The sequence below is a fragment of the Streptomyces sp. TRD_SC_5 genome (assembly GCF_056836825.1).
Genome location: NZ_JBWZZS010000001.1, coordinates 3,097,701 through 3,117,500, shown reverse-complemented (window position 1 = coordinate 3,117,500; position 19,800 = coordinate 3,097,701). Strand labels below are relative to the sequence as shown.

Genomic DNA, 19,800 nt, shown 5'->3' with positions numbered 1-19,800 from the left:
GTGTCATTCCAGCACATACCCCCAACGGGGGCTGGGATGGGTAGGGGAGCGTCGTGTGCCGGGTGAAGCAGCCGCGGAAGCGAGTTGTGGACGGTTCACGAGTGAGAATGCAGGCATGAGTAGCGATACACACGTGAGAAACGTGTGCGCCGATTGACTAAGGGTTCCTGGGTCAAGCTGATCTGCCCAGGGTAAGTCGGGACCTAAGGCGAGGCCGACAGGCGTAGTCGATGGACAACCGGTTGATATTCCGGTACCCGCTTTGAAACGCCCAGTATCGAATCCATTAATGCTAAGGCCGTGAAGCCGTCCTGGAGCCTTCGGGCAAAGGGAAGTGGTGGAGCCGCCGGCCCAAGGTGGTAGTAGGTAAGCGATGGGGTGACGCAGGAAGGTAGTCCAGCCCGGGCGGTGGTAGTCCCGGGGTAAGGGTGTAGGCCGAGGGGTAGGTAAATCCGTCCCTCATTGAGGCTGAGACCTGATGCCGAGCCGATTGTGGTGAAGTGGATGATCCTATGCTGTCGAGAAAAGCCTCTAGCGAGTTTCATGGCGGCCCGTACCCTAAACCGACTCAGGTGGTCAGGTAGAGAATACCGAGGCGTTCGGGTGAACTATGGTTAAGGAACTCGGCAAAATGCCCCCGTAACTTCGGGAGAAGGGGGGCCATCACTGGTGATCCGTTTTACACGGTGAGCTGGGGGTGGCCGCAGAGACCAGCGAGAAGCGACTGTTTACTAAAAACACAGGTCCGTGCGAAGCCGTAAGGCGATGTATACGGACTGACGCCTGCCCGGTGCTGGAACGTTAAGGGGACCGGTTAGTGCGCTTTCGGGCGTGCGAAGCTGAGAACTTAAGCGCCAGTAAACGGCGGTGGTAACTATAACCATCCTAAGGTAGCGAAATTCCTTGTCGGGTAAGTTCCGACCTGCACGAATGGCGTAACGACTTCTCGACTGTCTCAACCATAGGCCCGGTGAAATTGCACTACGAGTAAAGATGCTCGTTTCGCGCAGAAGGACGGAAAGACCCCGGGACCTTTACTACAGTTTGATATTGGTGTTCGGTTCGGCTTGTGTAGGATAGGTGGGAGACTGTGAAGCATGCACGCCAGTGTGTGTGGAGTCAATCTTGAAATACCACTCTGGTCGTGCTGGATGTCTAACCTCGGTCCGTGATCCGGATCAGGGACAGTGTCTGATGGGTAGTTTAACTGGGGCGGTTGCCTCCTAAAGAGTAACGGAGGCGCCCAAAGGTTCCCTCAGCCTGGTTGGCAATCAGGTGTTGAGTGTAAGTGCACAAGGGAGCTTGACTGTGAGACCGACGGGTCGAGCAGGGACGAAAGTCGGGACTAGTGATCCGGCAGTGGCTTGTGGAAGCGCTGTCGCTCAACGGATAAAAGGTACCCCGGGGATAACAGGCTGATCTTCCCCAAGAGTCCATATCGACGGGATGGTTTGGCACCTCGATGTCGGCTCGTCGCATCCTGGGGCTGGAGTCGGTCCCAAGGGTTGGGCTGTTCGCCCATTAAAGCGGTACGCGAGCTGGGTTTAGAACGTCGTGAGACAGTTCGGTCCCTATCCTCTGCGCGCGTAGGAATATTGAGAAGGGCTGTCCCTAGTACGAGAGGACCGGGACGGACGAACCTCTGGTGTGCCAGTTGTCCTGCCAAGGGCATGGCTGGTTGGCTACGTTCGGAAAGGATAACCGCTGAAAGCATCTAAGCGGGAAGCCTGCTTCGAGATGAGTGTTCCCACCCCCTTTGAGGGGTTAAGGCTCCCAGTAGACGACTGGGTTGATAGGCCAGATGTGGAAGCCCGGTAACGGGTGGAGCTGACTGGTACTAATAGGCCGAGGGCTTGTCCTCAGTTGCTCGCGTCCACTGTGTTTGTTCTGAAGTAACGAACTGTGCCTTTACCGGTTTGTTCAACTTCATAGTGTTTCGGTGGTCATAGCGTTAGGGAAACGCCCGGTTACATTCCGAACCCGGAAGCTAAGCCTTTCAGCGCCGATGGTACTGCAGGGGGGACCCTGTGGGAGAGTAGGACGCCGCCGAACAAATTTTATGCCCCGGCCCCTGGACCTATGTCCAGGGGCCGGGGCTTTTTTGCGTTTAAGGTCAAGTCATGCGCTACGACCTCATCATCTTCGACAACGACGGCGTCCTCGTGGACAGCGAGCCGATCTCCAACGCCATCCTCGCCGGCTACCTGAGCGAGCTGGGGCACACCACCTCGTACGAGGATTCGCTCCGCGACTACATGGGTGCCGCCGTACACCGGATCCACGATCTCGTACTGGAGCGGAGCGGGCAGCGGCTGCCCGAGGACTTCGACAAGACCCTGCATGCCCGGATCTTTGCCGCCTTCGAGCAGCAGTTGCAGCCGGTCGTCGGTGCGGAGGAGCTGCTGGGGAAGCTCGTGGCGGACGGGGTGTCGTACTGTCTCGCGTCCTCCGGGAGTCATGAGCGGATCAGGGTCGGGCACCTGGTGACCGGGCTCGACGAGTGGTTCGAGGACAGCTGGATCTTCAGCTCGCAGGACGTCGGGCAGGGCAAGCCGGCGCCGGACCTCTTCCTGCACGCCGCGGAACGGATGGGCGTACCGGCAAAGCGGTGTGTCGTGGTGGAGGACAGCCCGCTCGGGGTGGAGGCCGCCAGGGCCGCCGGGATGGATGTGTACGGGTTCACGGCCATGACCCCGGCCGACAGGCTTCCGGGGGCGACGGGGTACTTCTCCGAGTTGGGGCAGCTGCCGGAATTGCTCGCCTGATCGACCTACCCATGAGTAGGTGACCGGCCTACGCTGTGCGGCCATGACAGACGCGCGCCTGCGGCACGGCAGGGCTTCCTTGGGGTTGAGCTTCTTTGCGCAGGGCGTGGCGTTCGCGCTGCTCGTGACGCGGCTGCCCGCCATTCAGGAGCGGTACGGGATATCCGACGCGCTGCTGCCCGTCTTCCTGGCCGCCGTGCCGATCCTGGCCGGCGTGGGCAGCGTCGCCACCGAGCAGGTGGTGAAGCGGGTGAGGCCGAGCGCCGTACTGCGATGGTCGCAGCCGGTTGTGCTGCTGGCGCTGCTCGGGGTCGGGGCCGGGAGCGAGATGTGGCAAGTCGCCCTCGCCCTGGGGATGTTCGGGGTGGCGGTCGGGGCGTTGGACGCGTCCATGAACATGCTCGGGGTGAGCCTTCAGCGGGCGTACGGGCGCAGCATCATGCTCGGTTTTCATGCGGCGTACAGCCTCGGGGGGATCGTGGGGGCTTCGCTCGCTTGGGTGGGGGCGCACTGGGACCTGGCGCTGTTCGTCTCCTATCTGCCTGTGGTGGTTGTGCTGTTGCCTGCGGCTTTTGCCGGCAGTCGGTGGTACGTCGACGGCGCGGTTGCCGTGGCGGTGGGGGAGGGGAAGGCGGCTTCGGGGGGTGGGTTCAAGCTTTTGCTGCCGCTGTGCCTGGTGATGACCTTTGCGTACATCGGAGACTCGACGGTCTCGAACTGGAGCGCCAAGTACTTGGAGGATGTGCTCGGTTCGTCGGAGCAGACGGCGACTCTTCCGTACAACGTCTACATGGTCACCACGCTGGTGGGGCGGGCCGTCGGGGACTTCGGTGTGCGGCGCTTCGGGGCGGTCGCCGTGGTGCGGGCCGGGGCGCTGCTGGCCGCGGGCGGGTTCGCCGTGGTGGCGGGGGCGCCCGGGGTGGGGGCCGGGATGCTCGGGTTCACGATGCTCGGGTTCGGGCTGTGTGTGATCGTGCCGCAGACGTTCGCGGCGGCGGGGCGGATGTTTCCCGGGGCGGCGAGTGACGCGGCTGTCGCCCGGCTCAATGTCTTCAACTATGTGGGGTTCCTTGTGGGGGCGCCGTTGGTGGGGGCGCTGGGGGACGCGTGGAGCTATCGGGGGGCGATGCTCGTGCCGATGGTTCTTGTGCTGGTGACGCTGGTGTACGCCCGGTCGTTCGCTTCCGGGGCCGACCGATACGGTGGCGGGCATGAGCGGGCGCGCACTGTTGATGTGGGATGACGCGGTAACGGGCTACGACTTCGGGGCGAGCCATCCGATGGACCCGGTCAGGCTGGACCTGACCATGGGGCTCGTACGGGCGTACGGACTCGACCGGGCGATGGATGTGGTCGCCGCGCCTGCCGCGGGGGACTCGACGCTGCGGCTTGTGCATCGCGAGGACTATGTGGCGGCCGTACGGGCGGCCTCGGCGGATCCGCGGGGCGCGGACCAGGCGTATGGGCTGGGGACCGCTGACGACCCGGCTTTCGCTGGGATGCATGAGGCTTCCGCGCTGATCGCCGGGCAGTCGGTGGGGGCGGCGGAGGCGGTCTGGCGGGGGGAGGCCGCGCATGCGGTGAACTTCGCGGGCGGGCTGCATCATGCGATGCCTGGGAGCGCGGCGGGGTTCTGCATCTACAACGACGCGGCGCTGGCGATCGCGCGGCTGCTGGAACTCGGGGCGGAGCGGGTCGCGTATGTGGATGTGGACGTGCACCACGGGGACGGGGTGCAGGCGGCGTTCTGGGAGGACCCGCGGGTTTTGACGATCTCGCTCCATGAGCATCCGCGCACGCTGTTTCCGGGCACGGGATGGCCGGAGGAGACGGGCGCCAGTGGCGCGGGTGAGGGCTCGGCCGTGAATGTGGCCCTGCCGGCCGGGACGGGGGACGCGGGGTGGCTGCGGGCGTTTCACGCGGTCGTGCCGGAGCTGCTGGCGGACTTCCGGCCCCAGGTGCTGGTTACGCAGCACGGGGCGGACACGCACTTCGAGGATCCGCTGGCACATTTGGCGGTTTCGCTGGATGCGCAGCGGGCGGTGCAGACGGCGTGTCATGAGCTCGCCCACGAGTACGTGGAGGGCGGGGCCTGGGTCGCGCTCGGGGGCGGGGGATATGCGGTGGTGGATGTCGTACCGCGGTCATGGACGCATCTGGTGGGGATCGCGGCGCATCGGCCGGTGGACCCGGAGTCGGTGATTCCGGCGTCCTGGCGGGACGAAGTATATGCGCGTACACGGCAGTTGGGTCCGGGGCGGATGACGGACGGGCTGACGCCGGCGTGGGAGGGGTGGGACGCGGGGTACGACCCCGCGGACCGGCTGGACCAGGCGGTGCTGGCGGCTCGGCGGGCGGTGTTCCCCTTGCGGGGGTTGTTGGCGTAGGGCGGGGTGCGGCGTGGTCTATGCCCTGTCTGGTGGCTCTGCCTGCACTCCGTCCTTGTGCGTGGCTGAGGGCTTCGCCCTGGACCGCCGGTCCTCGGCAGGGACCCTGCGGGCGTAGTGCCCTGGGGTGCTGCCCGTGAGGCGTTTGAAGTTCCGGGTCAGGTGCGACTGGTCGTAGAAGCCGGTCGCGGTTGCCACCTCTGCGGGAGGCCGGCCGTCGAGGAGCAGCCGTCGGGCGCGGTCGACCCGGCGGGCCGTCAGGTACTGGTGCGGGGCGATGCCGAAGGCGGCCGTGAACGCCCGCACCAGGTGCGTGGGGTGGGCGTGCACCAGCTTCGCGGCCTCGTCCAGGCTCACGCCATCGAGCACCCGTTCGTCGAGGAGCTCCCGCAGGCTGTGGGCCACGCCGCGGCCGGCCTTGGGCGGGTGGGCTACGAGCCGGGGCTTCATGTGGCTGCGCAACCGTTCCCGGATCAGGGCGAGACGGCTCTCCGCTTCCAGTTCGTCGCCCCGGCGCGACAGCGTCGAGTGCAGTTGTCCGACGCGCCGGCGCAGCAGGGTGTCGATGATGTCGGGGCCGTCCACCGCCGGGCCGATGAAGCTCTCGTCCAGCTGGGTCAGGTCCAGGTACAGCACCCGTTTGCGGAAGCCCCGCGAGGTGGCGGACGAGCCGTTGTGCGGTACCTGTGGGGGGAGCAAGGACACCGTGTCGTGCGGGGTGCCGTGCTCGCGCCGGTTCAAGTCGTAGCGGACCGCGCCGTCGTCGACGATCAGCAAGGTCCATACGTCGTGGACGTGCATCGGGTACGAGTGCTCGGTGAAATGGGCGTGGAAGACCTCCACGACCCCCGGGAGCTTCGGCCGCCACGCGGAAACCTCTTGCCGTGCCACCATGCCAAGAACGTACAAGAGGGTGCGGCTGGGCGGTTGGCAGTCTCAGAGCATGACGATCGAGAACACCTCTGTACGGTTCGACACCAAGATCGCTGTACTGCTGCGCGAGGATCTGGAGTCCTGGCAGCGGCTGAATGTGACCGCGTTCCTGGTCAGCGGTCTCGGCTCACAGCTTCCTGAAGTGATCGGCGAACCGTACGCCGACGCCGACGGCACCCCGTATCTGCCCATGTTCCGCCAGCCCGTCCTGATCTTCGAGGGGGCGAAGGAGACACTCACCGCCGCGCACGGTCGCGCCTTGTCCCGCTCGCTCCCTCGGTCGGTGTTCACCTCCGACCTCTTCGCGACCGGCAACGACCGGGACAACCGCGCGGCGGTACGGGCGGTGCCGAAGGACCAGTTGGATGTGGTGGGTCTTGCCTTCTACGGTCCGCGCAACGCGGTCGACAAGGTACTCAAAGGCGCCCGCATGCACCCCTGAGCACCGCCGGCTGCTGAGTGCCGCCGGATGTCCGGGCGGCAGGCCGGTGGGCAGGAGGGCGGGCCGGGCGTTACGCCAACTGTGGGGTCTGTTCGGGGTTTTGGGGGAATGGGGCGTGGGGGTGCGGGAGCATCGGGAGGGTGTTGAGTACCCGCGCTTTGCGTGCGCATCTGCTGGCGTCCCGGCTGGCCGGGACCGTGGCCACCTCGCGGGAGGCGAGTCTGCGGAGTTACCGGTTGTTCGCCGCACGGGACCCGCGGGTGCTGCTCGGGCTCGATCCCGAATGGGCGTGGGGCGAGCTCGATGTGATGGCTCTGATGGCGGACAAGTGCGGGGTGTCCGACGATCCCGGGTGCGTCAGCGGAGCCGATGTGATCGATCCCGAGCGGACGCTGGCCGGGCTGGAGGCGTTCGCGGGGCGGTTGGGGGAAGCAGCCGCGCAGGGGGTGCCGGTGCTGTTCGGGACCGGACATCCGCATCGATTGCTCGGGTTCTACGCCGATCTCGCAGACGCTTTGTCGGCGGCGGGGTGCCTTGTCCTCACACCGGCGCAGGGGCGATGTATCGACATAACGACCCGGTTCGGCGTACGTACGTACAACCTTGACTACGCACGAGGAGTCGCGATGGTGCGCGAACCCGGCGTGCGAGGCCCCGCGAGTGATACCGGCGCACACAGCCATTCACCCCTCCCGGTCAGGGTCGCGCTCGCCGCCGCGGGGGAGGGTGACGGGCCCCTGCCCGGGCTGGTCGTCGGGGACCACGGGTGGGTCTGCGGTGCAGGTCAACTGGGGTTTGAGGCCATTGGACTGGCCGATACGGACGATCCCGCACTGTTCGTCGGAGAGGCCGAGGGGCGGGTGTCCGTCGCCGTTCCGCTTGATGATGCTGTGCGGTCTGATTACTACCGACCGCTTACTCGCTATGTACTCAATCGAGCGTGTCTGTCACGGTAGGCGGCGGATCGCTGCTCCTCTTCCCCACTCGCATCACCCGCCCCTAGTCTGGGAGTGAGCGCACAACGACGAAGAGTCACCGGAGGGGAAGCCGGTGCGCGTCGGGTGCGGAAGGTACAGGTGGTGGGTCATGGCTGCTGGCAGCGAGAGGCCTCTCAACGAGGTCAAGTTTCTGACCGTGGCGGAAGTCGCCTCGGTGATGCGAGTGTCCAAGATGACCGTGTACCGATTGGTGCACAGCGGTCATCTGCCGGCGATCCGGGTGGGCAGGTCCTTCCGGGTTCCGGAGCAAGCAGTGCACGAGTACCTCCGCGAGTCCTTTGTGGGGGTGGAATCAGCCTGACGGTGGCCTCGGATTACGTCCCTCTCTCGGTGGCGGGTAGGCTAGGCCCTCGTAGGTCGTGTGGGCCCAGACGCCCCGCACCGAGTGAAGAGAAGTGAGCGAGGGTAGTCGTGGGCTCTGTTATCAAGAAGCGGCGCAAGCGGATGGCCAAGAAGAAGCACCGCAAGCTGCTCAAGCGCACCCGCGTTCAGCGTCGTAACAAGAAGTAAGCGGCAGCTGTACGTGTATCCGCAGCCCTTCCACCTCCATGGTGGGAGGGCTGCGGTGCGTTGTGGCGCGGGTGGCTCATCCGGCTCGCGTGGCTCTTCCAGGCTCGTCCGGCCCTTTTGGCCCGTCTGGCCCATGTAGCCCATGTGTGTCTGCTGCCACTTCGGGTGCCGTGCGGTCATCACAGCGCAACATCCAACCGCTACGGTGGCGCTAGGGGAGACCGAGGGAAGGCGCTGATCTTGGGCAAGGTCGTGCTAGTCACAGGTGTGGCCCGGCAGCTGGGCGGCCGTTTCGTACGACGCATCCAGCGCGATCCCGATGTGGACCGGGTGATCGGCGTCGATGCGATCGCGCCCGAGCATCACCTGGGAGGCGCCGACTTCGTGCGGGCGGACATCCGCCAGCCCGCCATCGCGCGCGTTCTCGCCGAACACGGCGTCGACACCGTCGTACACATGGACGTCACCGGTACGCCGCTGGGCACCGGGGGCAGCCGTACGTCGGTGAAGGAAACCAACGTCATCGGCACCATGCAGTTGCTCGGCGCGTGCCAGAAGTCGCCGACCGTGCAGCGGCTCGTCGTGAAGTCCAGTACGAGCGTGTACGGATCGGCGCCGCGCGACCCCGCCGTCTTCACCGAGACCACGCCGCCGAAGTCGCTGCCGAGCGGAGGCTTCGCCAAGGACGCGGTCGAGGTCGAGGGGTATGTACGCGGCTTCGCGCGCCGGCGGCCCGACGTTGCGGTGTGCGTGCTGCGATTCGCCAATATCCTCGGGCCCTGTGCGGACTCTCCGCTGGCTGATTACTTCTCGCTGCCTGTGCTGCCCACGGTGTTCGGGTACGACCCGCGGCTGCAGTTCGTGCACGAGGACGACGTCATTGATGTACTGCGCGTCGCCTCGCACGATCCGCGGCGCGGGACGATGAACAGCGGCACGTTCAATATCGCCGGCGACGGAGTGGTGACGCTTTCCCAGTGCTCGAGGCGGCTCGGGCGGCCGACTGTGCCGGTGCTGCTGCCCGCCGTCACCTGGGTCGGGTCGGCGCTGCGGACCGTCGGGGTGACCGACTTCTCGCCCGAGCAGATCCGGCTGCTGACGCACGGACGGGTCGTCAGGACCACCCAGATGCGCGAGACACTGGGTTTTGAGCCCAAGTACACGACCGCGGAGGCGTTCTCGGACTTCGCGCGCGGCCGGGGCGCGGGGCTGCTGCCGCCCGAGGTACTTGCCCGTACCGTCGACCGGCTCTCCACTCTCGTCGTCAGCAAGGAGCGCATCTGACATGGCCGATGCCAAGGTCATCCCCTTCGGTGACGATCCGAGGACCAGGCGGGCGGCCCGGCCGAAGTTCAAGGACGCCGGTGCGGGCGCTGGTGCCGGCCACGGTGCCGGTGCTGCCGCCGGCGAGGCGAAGGGGAAGCGGCCTCCGGGGCGCAAGGGAGGGCCGCTCGCGCCCGTACCGGAGCAGCACGCGGCGCCGGAGGACGTGGCGGTCGCTGAGGCATCCCTGGTGGCACCGGAGGAGCCGCGGATGGGCCACCTGGGCGGCGGGGGTGGCTGGGACCGGCGGATCGCGGGCGGGCTCGCGTTCCTGCGGCGCCGGCTCACCGGTGACTACGAGGTCGACGAGTTCGGTTACGACGAGGAGCTCACCGACAAGGTCCTGATGTCGATGATCAGGCCCTTCTACGAGAAGTACTTCCGGGTGGAGGTCAAGGGCATCGAGAACATCCCGTCGGAGGGCGGGGCGCTCATCGTCGCCAACCACTCGGGGACGCTGCCGCTGGACGGGCTGATGCTTCAGGCCGCTGTCCACGACAAGCACCCGGACGGGCGGAATCTGCGGCTGCTCGCGGCGGACCTGGTGTTCATGCTGCCGGTCGTCAACGAGCTGGCGCGCAAGGCCGGGCACACGCTGGCCTGTGCGGAGGACGCGGAGGAGCTGCTGCGGCGGGGCGAGGTCGTCGGTGTGATGCCGGAGGGCTTCAAGGGGATCGGGAAGCCGTTCAGCGAGCGGTACAAGCTGCAGCGGTTCGGTCGGGGCGGGTTCGTTTCCACCGCGTTGCGGGCGGGAGCACCGATTGTGCCCTGCTCGATCGTGGGTGCCGAGGAGATCTACCCGATGATCGGGAACGCGCGGACGCTGGCGCGGGTGCTGGGGATTCCGTACTTCCCGATCACGCCTACTTTTCCCTGGCTCGGGCCGCTGGGGGCTGTGCCGTTGCCGACGAAGTGGACGATTCAGTTCGGGGAGCCGATTCCAACGGACGGGTATCCGGCGGAGGCGGCGGAGGATCCGATGCTGATGTTCAACCTGACGGACCAGGTACGGGAGCAGATTCAGCACACGCTGTACAAGCTGCTGGTGCAGCGGCGGTCTGTGTTCTTCTGAGCGGGCTCAAGGGTGCGGGCCCGGTCTCCGGTGGAGAGCGGGCCCGCGGGTGCTGCTGTTCTCGTGTTACGGCGCGTTCTCCTCCTCGATGCCCAGGCCCGGGAGGATTCCAGGGAGCAGCGGGGGGACCGTGACGTCCGGGACCGGCGGGTTGTTGCCGCCCCTGTCCTTGGACGGTGGCGACGACGGGGTCGTCGTGTCGGCCGACGGCGGGTCCAGGAGGTCGCCCGGGGCGCCGCCGATGAGGCCGTCGTCCTTGGAGCTGCTGCGGGGAGCCGACGGGTCGGGCTTGCTGTCGCCGCCCGTTCGGCCGCCGGAGGACGTGGTGCTGGAAGGGGCGGGGAGGTCGGTGCCCGGTGTGCCCGTACGGTCCTGGGTGGAGCCGCCGGGTCGGTCGCGGTTCTCGGGCGACTGCGGGGCGCGCGGCAGGAGTGACTGGAGCGGAGCCACCTCTTCGTCTATGGCGTCGAAGACCGAGCTCACCTGGTCGCCCACGTCGGTCAGCTGCACCGGCAGCCGCTCGCGCAGGCTGCTCCACGCTTCGCGGTGCGACTTGGCGAACGACGACAGGGCCTGGATGGAGCCGATCGAGCCGTCGCGCTCGTACGCCCGGCTGAGCAGGCGGTGGCCCTCCCCGGCGTCGTGCGTCATCCCGCTCAGGGTGCGCCTGACCTCACCCAGCTGTTCATGGTCCAGCGCGGAGGCCCGACCACGCTCCATGAGGCGGCGAGCCTCCATGAGGCGGGTCGCCGCCTGGTCGAGATAGATCTCGCCACGGTCGGCGTCGTCGCCTGCCATGCCGAGCTTGACGTCTTCCATGCCTCGCTTCAGCCCGTACAGCGAATCACCCGGCAGGGCGTCGGAACTCGCAGCGGCCACTCCACTGAAGGCTCCTGCGGCCACACCGACGGTGAGCCCGCCCGCGGCAATGCCCTTCGACCAGCGGGAGCGCGGGCGCAGCTTCCGGAGCGGGGATGCCCGGTGGGCGCCCCGTCCGGTCCGCTGCTCGGGCACCGTAGGGCCCGTCGGTGCGCCGCTCTCGGCGACCATCGCTTCCATGGCGGCGATGAGCTGTGCCCGCTGGACGACTTTGACCTCGGGGTCCAACTCCGGTGACGGCAGCTCGCCGAGACCGTTCGCCAGGGCCAAAAGCCGTGTGGGCTCTGGCCCTTCGGCCGTTTCTTCGGGCTGATCTGCCGCCGTGCCCTGGGGCGTCTGTGCCTCCAGCGCCTGGGCGAAGGCGTTCGCCCGCCGGTGCGCCGATACGTTCGCGATCACTGGCGGCACCTCCTCTCGTCATGACGATCGACTCCCCTGGGGGTCCGGAAGGTTGCACGCCATGAGCACATCCACACGATCGAGTGAGTGGCTGCGGACATGGCGTGACCGCAGGGAGCCTGCATCCCGCACAACGAGCGTCGCGGCACTTGGGTTACGCGCGACGGATGATCGGACCACAACGTCATCAAGGGGCATGAAGACGTTACCGAGCGTGAGTCGCGGTCGGCCGATCGGCGGGCGTGCGCGGGCGCGTGTCAGCGGGCGTCGTCGGGCAGGAGTCGGGCCAGTGTACGGACGGCCCGGTACTGGAGGGTCTTGATCGCGCCCTCGTTCTTGCCCATGACGCGAGCCGTCTCGGCGACCGAGAGGCCCTGCAGGAAGCGAAGGGTCACGCACTCCTGCTGCTGCGGGTTGAGCTTGCGGACCGCTTCCAGGAGGGCCGCATTCGACAGGGATTCGAGGACGGAGTCCTCCGGGCTGCGCTCGACCTCGTTGGCGTCGAGCATTTCGCCGGTGGTCACTTCGAGACGGAATCGGCTCGATTTGAAGTGGTCGGCGACCAGGTTTCGGGCGATGGTGACCAGCCAGGCGCCGAAGTCACGACCCTGCCAGGTGAAGGTGGAGATGCGGCGCAGGGCGCGCAGGAACGTCTCGCTCGTCAGGTCTTCCGCGGTCGCCTTTCCGCCGACGCGGTAATAGATGTACCGGTAGACCGTGTCGCTGTACTGGTCGTAGAGGCGGCCGAACGCGTCGGCCTCGCCGGCCTGAGCGCGTTCGACGAGGTCCATCATGCGTGCGCTGTCGCTGTCGGCACTGGGCCGACGGGCGGTGGACGTGCCAGTGCCCGAGCCGGCGCCACGGCTGCGTCTGCCGACCGCCGCACCGCCGTCGGCCAGGGCATAGCAGGGGCCGACAAGTGCAGGGGTGGCAAGGGCGGGGACGGCGTACGCGGTGGGGACGAAGCCGCGCAAGCGGTCCACGACCGTTGCGCGCAGCGTAGCCAGGCCCGAGGCGTCAACCCCGACGTGTGGGTACACGGGACTCCCAGAGGCAGAGCTTCCAACACGTTCAGTGCTAGACCGGTCACCCGTCGTGCTGACGGGTGGGGTCCGGTATGCGTCTGAGGAGAATAACGCTTCGTACAGGCAGCGCTACACCCAGTTGCTAAAATCATCGATTCCGTCGCTTCTGTTACGTCTAAGCGGCGGTTCAAGGCGCAGTTCGTGATCAGTTGTTGATCGGATCACTTCGTAATCTGCGTGATTGCTGGATGCGTTGTGCCCGAGTGGCAGTAACGGGACTGGCGGGAGCCGGGGGAGGGTAGGGACCCGGGATTGCGTGTTGCCCGCCGGGCCCGTCGTGCTCCGCGGGGACCGCTGTCAGCGGCGGCGGCGGTGCAGGGCCATGGCGGCCGCGGTGCCGCCGGCGATGGCGCCGACGCCGGCGGCCGCCGGGATGCCGACCTTGGCGGCCTTGCGGCCGGTCCGGTAGTCGCGCAGCCGCCACTCGCGTTCGCGGGCGTACCTGCGCAGCTTCGCGTCGGGATTGATCGCGTACGGATGTCCGACGAGCGAGAGCATCGGGATGTCGTTGTGGGAGTCGCTGTACGCCGCGCAGCGGGCCAGCTCCACGCCCTCGGCGGCGGCCAGGGCGCGGACCGCCTCGGCCTTCGCGGGGCCGTGCAGGGGCTCGCCGACGAGCTTGCCCGTATAAACGCCGTCGACGGACTCGGCGACCGTCCCCAGCGCGCCGGTCAGGCCCAGGCGGCGGGCGATGATCGTGGCCGTCTCGACCGGGGCGGCGGTGACCAGCCAGACCTTCTGGCCCGCGTCGAGGTGGGCCTGGGCGAGGGCGCGGGTGCCGGGCCAGATGCGCTCGGCCATGTACTCGTCGTAGATCTCCTCGCCGATGGACATCAGCTCGGAGACGCGGTGGCCCTTCACGATGGACAGTGCGCTCTCGCGGGCGTCCTGCATGTGCTCGGGGTCCTCGACGCCGGCGAGGCGGAACCAGGCCTGCTGCCAGGCGAAGCGGGCGAGCTCCTGGCGCTGGAAGAACTTCCGTTTGTAGAGGCCGCGGCCGAAGTGGAAGATCGCGGCGCCCTGCATGACGGTGTTGTCGAGATCGAAGAACGCGGCGGCCCGGTCGTCACCGAACACGGGGAACGCGGGTTCCGGCTCTTCGGGCCTGCCGGAGGAGGCCGCTTCGAGTTCTTCCTGCTCCAGCGACGTTTTGCGTGCTGCCTCGGCTGCTGCCTCTCCCGCCAGCACGCTGCGGGCTGTCGCCGAGCGCCTGCGGGGGGTGAGCCATCCCAGTGCGGCCATGTCGTGAGCATAGCCAGTCTGTTCGGTACTTCCGGACCTGCCGGGATGCGGCGGCGTGAACTCTCCGGGACGCCGGTGTTAAGCGGCCGGGCGGGGTGTGGGCGGTCACGGCGACGCCGGAAGGCGGGGGCGGGGGCGAGAATGGCGTCATGAGTCCCCTGTTTCGACGCACGCACCCGAAGCGGAAGCCCGACGAGCGATTGGTCACGTTGGTCGGGAAGCCGGGCTGTCATCTCTGTGACGACGCGAGGGCTGTGGTCAGCGAGGTGTGCGGGGCGCTCGGGGTGCCCTGGGAGGAGAAAGACATCACGCAGGACGAGGAGTTGAACCGGGCGTACTGGGAGCAGATTCCGGTTGTCCTGGTCGACGGTGAGCAGCACACCTTCTGGCGCGTGGACGCGGGGAGGCTGCGCAAGGCGCTGGAGGGCTGAGAGGCCGGCCGAAAGACGGCTAGCATTATGGGCGATTTGAGCGATCTCGGGGGCGTAGTCGTGAGGAGTGTGTACGGTTTTGCCCCCTTCGGATCTTCAACGAGCTCGGACGGTCCGTGGTTCCAGGATCGGGCGGCCGGCATGCGTGACCCCGGTCACTTTGCCCGGACAAAACGGACACCATCTTTGTGCACGCGTTCACAAAGGCATAGCCTGCTTGCGACGGGGCGGTCCTTGTACGTACGGCCGCCTGCAGCCCCGCTCATCCCGCAGGAGCACCGTGGCAACTGGCCGAACTCACCGACCGGCGACCCGTAGCCGAGGCATTCCCGAGGCCACCGTCGCCCGCCTTCCGCTGTATCTGCGCGCCCTGACGGCGCTCTCCGAGCGCTCGGTCCCCACGGTCTCCTCCGAGGAGCTCGCCGCCGCGGCCGGGGTCAACTCCGCGAAGCTGCGCAAGGACTTCTCGTACCTCGGGTCCTACGGGACGCGCGGGGTCGGATACGACGTCGAGTACCTCGTCTACCAGATCTCCCGCGAGCTCGGGCTGACCCAGGACTGGCCGGTCGTCATCGTCGGCATCGGTAACCTCGGCGCCGCCCTCGCCAACTACGGCGGGTTCGCCTCCCGTGGCTTCCGCGTCGCCGCGCTCATAGACGCCGACCCGGCCATGGCGGGCAAGCCGGTCGCCGGGATGCCCGTGCAGCACACCGACGATCTCGAGAAGATCATCAGTGACAACGGGGTCCACATCGGCGTGATCGCCACCCCGGCGGGTGCCGCCCAGCAGGTCAGCGAGCGGCTCATCGCCGCCGGTGTGACCTCGATTCTCAACTTCGCGCCGACCGTTCTGTCGGTGCCGGACGGCGTCGACGTACGCAAGGTCGACCTCTCCATCGAGCTCCAGATCCTCGCCTTCCACGAGCAGCGCAAGGCCGGCGAGGAAGCCGCCGCCGTGGCCGGTGCGTCGGGCGACGTCGCGGCGCCGCCCCCGCTGCGCGGAAGCGCGGCGGGCGCGGCGGCGAGCCGGAAAGGACCAGACGGGGATGTCCCCGCCGTGATGCCGGCATGAGTCTTCTGGTTGTCGGGCTGAGTCACCGCAGCGCTCCGGTCAGTGTGCTGGAGCGGGCGTCGCTGACCGCCGAAGCGCAGGCCAAGCTCCTCCAGGACACGCTCGCCTCGGAGCCGGCCGTCGAGGCCGCCGTACTCGCGACATGCAACCGCATCGAGCTGTACGCCGACGTGGACAAGTTCCACGCCGGTGTCGCCGAGCTGTCCACACTGCTCGCACAGCACAGTGGGGTGGGGCTCGAGGAGCTCACTCCTTATCTGTACGTCCACTACGAGGACCGTGCCGTCCACCACCTGCTGTCGGTGGCGTGCGGGCTCGATTCGATGGTCGTCGGCGAGGGGCAGATCCTCGGCCAGATCAAGGACGCGCTCGCGCTGGGGCAGGAGCTCCACACCGCGGGCCGGCTCCTCAACGACCTCTTCCAGCAGGCGCTGCGCGTCGGCAAGCGGGCGCACTCGGAGACCGGCATCGACCGGGCCGGGCAGTCGCTCGTCACCTTCGGGCTCGAACAGCTCGCGGTGGGCAGTGGCGTTTCGGTCGGTGAGTGGGCCGAGGGCAAGCGGGCGCTGGTGATCGGCGCGGGCTCGATGTCCTCGCTGGCCGCCGCGACGCTCGTACGCACCGGAGTGGCCGAAGTCGTCGTCGCGAACCGGACGCAGGCGCGGGCGGAGCGGCTGGCGGAGATCCTGGGCGAGGCGGGCGCCGTGGCGCGCGCTGTGCCGATGGCCGATGTGGCGCAGGAACTGACACGAGTCGATGTTGTGGTCTCGTGCACGGGCGCGACCGGTCTTGTCCTTACCGCTGAGCATGTCGCGAGCGCGCTCGGGCTGACGGTGGACCGGGCTGCGGCCGTCTCTGTGGCGGGCCGTGGCGCGGGTGCGGGTGCGGACGCGGCTACTGGTTGCCCGGTGCCGAGCGAGGGCGCCGTCATGCCCGCCGCCCGGCAGGGCACCGACGCCGGCTCCATGGAGCAGCACGGCGCCTGGGCCGACAACGGCACCGCCGTCGTCGGCGCCCGCGCCGACGGCGGCACACCCGTGGCTCAGGCCCGTACGCGCGAGCCGGCCGGTGCCGTTGCGCGCAGTGGTGCGCCGGTACGGCTCGCTCTGCTCGACCTCGCCATGCCCCGCGACATCGACGGCGGCGTACACCGGCTCGACGGCGTACGGCTCGTGGACATCGAGTCGCTGGCGGAAGCTTCCGCCGACGCGCCCATGGCCGCCGATGTGGACCAGGTGCGGACCATCGTGTCCGACGAGGTCGCGGCCTTCGGCGCCGCCCAGCGCGCCGCGCAGATCACGCCCACCGTCGTCGCCCTGCGCAGCATGGCGGCCGATGTGGTGAGCAATGAGGTCGCCCGGCTCGAAGGGCGGCTTCCCGGACTGGACGACAAGCAGCGCGCGGAGATCACGCAGACCGTGCGCCGCGTCGTCGACAAACTCCTGCACGCGCCCACCGTGCGGGTCAAGCAGCTCGCCAGCGAACCCGGCGGCGCCGGGTACGCGGACGCGCTGCGCGAACTCTTCGACCTCGACCCGCAGACGGTCGCCGCCGTCAGCAGGGCCGACCTGAACGACACCCCTGACGGTGGGAATAGAGGGCGGGCATGACTACGGATGCCTTGAAGACGGATGCGTCGAGGACCGATGCCTTGAGGCTGGGTACCAGGCGCAGCAAGCTCGCCATGGCCCAGTCCGGCCACGTCGCCGAGGCGGTGCGACAGATCACGGGGCGCCCCGTCGAGTTGGTGGAGATCACCACGTACGGAGACGTCTCGCGAGAGCAGCTCGCGCAGATCGGCGGTACGGGCGTTTTCGTGACGGCGCTGCGCGATGCGCTGCTGAGCGGTGAAGTGGACTTCGCGGTTCATTCGCTCAAGGACCTGCCGACCGCCCAGCCGGACGATCTGACGCTGGCCGCCGTGCCGGAGCGTGAGGATCCGCGTGACGTACTTGTCGCGCGGGACGGTCTCACGTTGGCGCGGCTGCCTGCCGGGTCCCGGGTGGGCACCGGATCGCCGCGCCGCATGGCGCAGCTCAACGCGTACGCGCGGGTCCACGGTCTCGACATCGAGACCGTGCCGATCCGCGGGAACATCGACACTCGTGTCGGATATGTACGGAGCGGGGAATTGGATGCGGTGGTTCTGGCCGCCGCCGGCCTCAACCGCATCGGCAGGATCGACGAGGTGACCGAGTTCTTGTCGGTCGACATCGTCCTGCCCGCCCCCGGCCAGGGGGCCCTGGCAGTCGAGTGCGCCGCCACGCGCGTCGAACTCGCTGCCGCGCTCGCCGAGCTCGACGACCCGTACACGCGGGTCGCCGTGACCGCCGAGCGATCCCTGCTCGCCGCCCTGGAGGCCGGTTGCAGCGCACCTGTGGGTGCACTGGCCGACCTGCTGGCCGACGGACAGGTTGTCAACGAAATGCGCCTGCGCGGTGTCGTCGGTACGACCGACGGCTCCGAGCTGGTGCAGCTGTCCACCACCGGTCCCGTACCCACGTCGCACAACGACGCGATCACTCTCGGACGCGAACTCGCGGACGAGATGCTCGCGAAGGGTGCGGCCGGTCTTATGGGGGAGCGAGCACAATGAGCCCCACCACCACTTCTACGCCAGCACCTTCGGCGTTCGCCGCATCCGGGCACGTCACATTCCTCGGCGCCGGACCCGGTGACCCTGGTCTGCTGACGCTGCGCGCCGTCGAGGCGCTTGCCAGTGCGGACGTGCTGATCGCCGAGCCGCATGTGCTCGATGTCGTACGCACTCATGTCGGGGCGGGCGTAAGCACGCCACAGCTGACGGTGGTTGACGATGCGTCAACTGCCGCCGGTATCCCCGCGATCAGGGATGCGGTCAATCTTGTCATGGAGGCCGCACGGAGCGGCAGGCGGGTCGTCCGTGCGATCTCCGGCGACCCCGGCCTCGACGGCAACGCGGGCGAGGAGATGCTCGCCTGCGCGGCTGAAGGCATTCCCTTCGAGGTCGTGCCGGGTGTCGCGTCGGCGGTCGGCGTGCCGGCGTATGCCGGTGTGCCGCTGCGGGACGGGCGGGGCGCCGATGTGCGCTTCGTCGATGCCCGGAGTGCCGACGACAGATGCTGGTCCGAGGTCGGGGCCAGCGACGCGACCGCTGTTGTTTCTACGACGCTGGACGCTGTCGCGTCGGCCGCCGGTGAACTTGTTTCGGCCGGGCGCAAGCCCGATACGCCGATGAGCGTCACCGTGGCCGGTACGACGACGCGGCAGCGGACGTGGAACGCGACGCTCGGTACGGTCGCCCAGGTCCTGAAGCAGGCGAAGGTACTGCCGTCGCCGGACGGCCACCAGCCCGTCATAGCCGTGGTCGGTGAGCGCAGCGCCGCTGCTCAGCGCGAGCAGTTGTCGTGGTTCGAGTCGAAGCCGCTGTTCGGGTGGCGGGTGCTGGTTCCGCGTACGAAGGAGCAGGCGGCGTCGCTCTCCGACCAGCTGCGGTCCTACGGGGCCGTGCCGCACGAGGTGCCGACGATCGCTGTCGAGCCGCCTCGGACCCCGCAGCAGATGGAGCGGGCGGTCAAGGGGCTCGTGACGGGGCGGTACGAGTGGATCGCTTTCACGTCCGTCAATGCGGTGAAGGCTGTCCGGGAGAAGTTCGAGGAGTACGGGCTTGATGCTCGTGCTTTCGCGGGGATCAAGGTCGCCGCGGTGGGGGAGCAGACTGCTGCTTCGTTGGTCGAGTTCGGCGTGAAGCCGGATCTTGTGCCGAGTGGGGAGCAGTCGGCGGCTGGGCTGCTGGAGGACTGGCCGCCGTACGACGCGGTCTTCGACCCGATCGACCGGGTCTTCCTGCCGCGGGCCGACATCGCGACGGAGACGCTGGTCGCGGGGCTTATCGAGCTCGGGTGGGAGGTCGACGACGTCACGGCTTACCGGACTGTGCGGGCGTCACCGCCGCCGGCGGACACGCGTGAGGCGATCAAGGGCGGCGGGTTCGACGCCGTTCTGTTCACGTCGAGCAGCACGGTGCGGAATCTGGTGGGCATCGCGGGCAAGCCGCACAACGTGACCGTGATCGCCTGTATCGGCCCTGCTACCGCCAAGACGGCGGAGGAGCACGGGCTGCGGGTCGACGTTCTGTCGCCGGAGCCGTCGGTGCACAAGCTGGCCGAGGCGCTCGCGGAGTTCGGTGCGCAACGGCGTGCGGTGGCTGTCGAGGCCGGGGAGCACGTGACGCGGCCGAGCGAGCGCCGGCCGGGGTCTCGGCGGCGCCGGACCACCTAGGC

Annotated in this window: 18 protein-coding genes and 2 rRNA genes (1 of these 20 cut by a window edge); 16 read left to right on the top strand and 4 right to left on the bottom strand. The window is 68.1% G+C overall.

Translation table 11 applies throughout. From position 1 onward, the window contains the following. From AC1P0E_RS14430 to AC1P0E_RS14410, 5 genes are all read left to right on the top strand, one after another. A 23S ribosomal RNA gene (locus AC1P0E_RS14430) occupies positions 1–1,861 on the top strand; it begins 1,264 nt to the left of the window's first position. 74 nt (positions 1,862–1,935) lie between these two features. Then, positions 1,936–2,052 (top strand): 5S ribosomal RNA (gene rrf / locus AC1P0E_RS14425). 68 nt (positions 2,053–2,120) lie between these two features. Beyond that, a complete protein-coding gene (locus tag AC1P0E_RS14420) occupies positions 2,121–2,765 on the top strand; it encodes an HAD family hydrolase (RefSeq protein WP_482742562.1) in 645 nt (214 codons plus the stop codon). 43 nt (positions 2,766–2,808) lie between these two features. Next, a complete protein-coding gene (locus AC1P0E_RS14415; RefSeq protein ID WP_482742561.1) occupies positions 2,809–4,008 on the top strand; it encodes an MFS transporter in 1,200 nt (399 codons plus the stop codon). After that, positions 3,977–5,152, top strand: coding sequence for an acetoin utilization protein AcuC (locus AC1P0E_RS14410; protein WP_482742560.1), 1,176 nt, complete (start codon positions 3,977–3,979; stop codon positions 5,150–5,152). Before AC1P0E_RS14415 ends, AC1P0E_RS14410 begins: the two co-directional genes overlap by 32 nt. An 18-nt stretch (positions 5,153–5,170) precedes the next feature. On the opposite strand, the gene AC1P0E_RS14405 is transcribed toward AC1P0E_RS14410, so the two are convergent. Next, positions 5,171–6,046: an AraC family transcriptional regulator gene (locus tag AC1P0E_RS14405; RefSeq protein ID WP_482742559.1), complete on the bottom strand. Its 876-nt coding sequence runs from the start codon at positions 6,044–6,046 to the stop codon at positions 5,171–5,173. Positions 6,047–6,095: 49 nt separating this feature from the next. On the opposite strand from AC1P0E_RS14405, the gene AC1P0E_RS14400 reads away from it, so the two are divergent. From AC1P0E_RS14400 to AC1P0E_RS14375, 6 genes are all read left to right on the top strand, one after another. After that, on the top strand, positions 6,096–6,527 hold the full coding sequence (locus AC1P0E_RS14400) for a DUF2000 family protein (protein WP_482742558.1): 432 nt from the start codon (positions 6,096–6,098) through the stop codon (positions 6,525–6,527). 140 nt (positions 6,528–6,667) lie between these two features. Further along, positions 6,668–7,483 (top strand): phosphatase, encoded by an 816-nt coding sequence (locus AC1P0E_RS14395; protein ID WP_482742557.1) that lies wholly within the window; start codon positions 6,668–6,670, stop codon positions 7,481–7,483. A gap of 130 nt (positions 7,484–7,613) precedes the next feature. Then, positions 7,614–7,826, top strand: a complete 213-nt coding sequence (locus tag AC1P0E_RS14390; RefSeq protein ID WP_014046653.1) for a helix-turn-helix domain-containing protein — start codon at positions 7,614–7,616, stop codon at positions 7,824–7,826. A 110-nt stretch (positions 7,827–7,936) separates the two neighbouring features. After that, positions 7,937–8,035, top strand: coding sequence for a 30S ribosomal protein bS22 (locus AC1P0E_RS14385; protein WP_003948845.1), 99 nt, complete (start codon positions 7,937–7,939; stop codon positions 8,033–8,035). Positions 8,036–8,275: 240 nt separating this feature from the next. Continuing rightward, a complete protein-coding gene (locus AC1P0E_RS14380; RefSeq protein WP_482742556.1) occupies positions 8,276–9,319 on the top strand; it encodes an NAD-dependent epimerase/dehydratase family protein in 1,044 nt (347 codons plus the stop codon). Position 9,320: 1 nt separating this feature from the next. Next, on the top strand, positions 9,321–10,430 hold the full coding sequence (locus AC1P0E_RS14375; protein WP_482742555.1) for a lysophospholipid acyltransferase family protein: 1,110 nt from the start codon (positions 9,321–9,323) through the stop codon (positions 10,428–10,430). A gap of 66 nt (positions 10,431–10,496) precedes the next feature. Here AC1P0E_RS14375 and AC1P0E_RS14370 read toward each other — a convergent pair whose 3' ends face one another. The 3 genes from AC1P0E_RS14370 to AC1P0E_RS14360 all read right to left on the bottom strand — a co-directional run bounded on the left by AC1P0E_RS14370 (position 10,497) and on the right by AC1P0E_RS14360 (position 14,035). After that, positions 10,497–11,708, bottom strand: a complete 1,212-nt coding sequence (locus AC1P0E_RS14370) for a DUF5667 domain-containing protein (protein WP_482742554.1) — start codon at positions 11,706–11,708, stop codon at positions 10,497–10,499. Between the two features lie 257 nt (positions 11,709–11,965). Continuing rightward, entirely contained in the window at positions 11,966–12,748 is a 783-nt protein-coding gene (locus tag AC1P0E_RS14365) for an ECF subfamily RNA polymerase sigma factor, BldN family (protein ID WP_069927590.1), read from the bottom strand. Positions 12,749–13,090: 342 nt separating this feature from the next. Then, positions 13,091–14,035 carry an HAD family hydrolase gene (locus AC1P0E_RS14360; protein ID WP_482742553.1) on the bottom strand — a complete coding sequence of 315 codons (945 nt, stop codon included), beginning with the start codon at positions 14,033–14,035 and terminating at the stop codon, positions 13,091–13,093. A gap of 149 nt (positions 14,036–14,184) precedes the next feature. Between AC1P0E_RS14360 and AC1P0E_RS14355 the strand changes: the two genes are divergently transcribed. The 5 genes from AC1P0E_RS14355 (at position 14,185) to AC1P0E_RS14335 (ending at position 19,798) form a co-directional block, all read left to right on the top strand. Next, a complete protein-coding gene (locus AC1P0E_RS14355) occupies positions 14,185–14,466 on the top strand; it encodes a glutaredoxin family protein (protein ID WP_482742552.1) in 282 nt (93 codons plus the stop codon). Positions 14,467–14,746: 280 nt separating this feature from the next. Continuing rightward, positions 14,747–15,538 carry a redox-sensing transcriptional repressor Rex gene (locus tag AC1P0E_RS14350; protein WP_482742551.1) on the top strand — a complete coding sequence of 264 codons (792 nt, stop codon included), beginning with the start codon at positions 14,747–14,749 and terminating at the stop codon, positions 15,536–15,538. After that, positions 15,535–17,148 (top strand): glutamyl-tRNA reductase, encoded by a 1,614-nt coding sequence (locus AC1P0E_RS14345; RefSeq protein ID WP_482742550.1) that lies wholly within the window; start codon positions 15,535–15,537, stop codon positions 17,146–17,148. The genes AC1P0E_RS14350 and AC1P0E_RS14345 overlap by 4 nt, the downstream gene beginning before the upstream one ends. Beyond that, positions 17,145–18,134 (top strand): hydroxymethylbilane synthase, encoded by a 990-nt coding sequence (gene hemC, locus AC1P0E_RS14340; RefSeq protein ID WP_482742549.1) that lies wholly within the window; start codon positions 17,145–17,147, stop codon positions 18,132–18,134. Before AC1P0E_RS14345 ends, hemC begins: the two co-directional genes overlap by 4 nt. Further along, positions 18,131–19,798: a bifunctional uroporphyrinogen-III C-methyltransferase/uroporphyrinogen-III synthase gene (locus tag AC1P0E_RS14335; protein ID WP_482742548.1), complete on the top strand. Its 1,668-nt coding sequence runs from the start codon at positions 18,131–18,133 to the stop codon at positions 19,796–19,798. The genes hemC and AC1P0E_RS14335 overlap by 4 nt, the downstream gene beginning before the upstream one ends. The last annotated feature ends 2 nt before the right edge of the window (positions 19,799–19,800 follow it).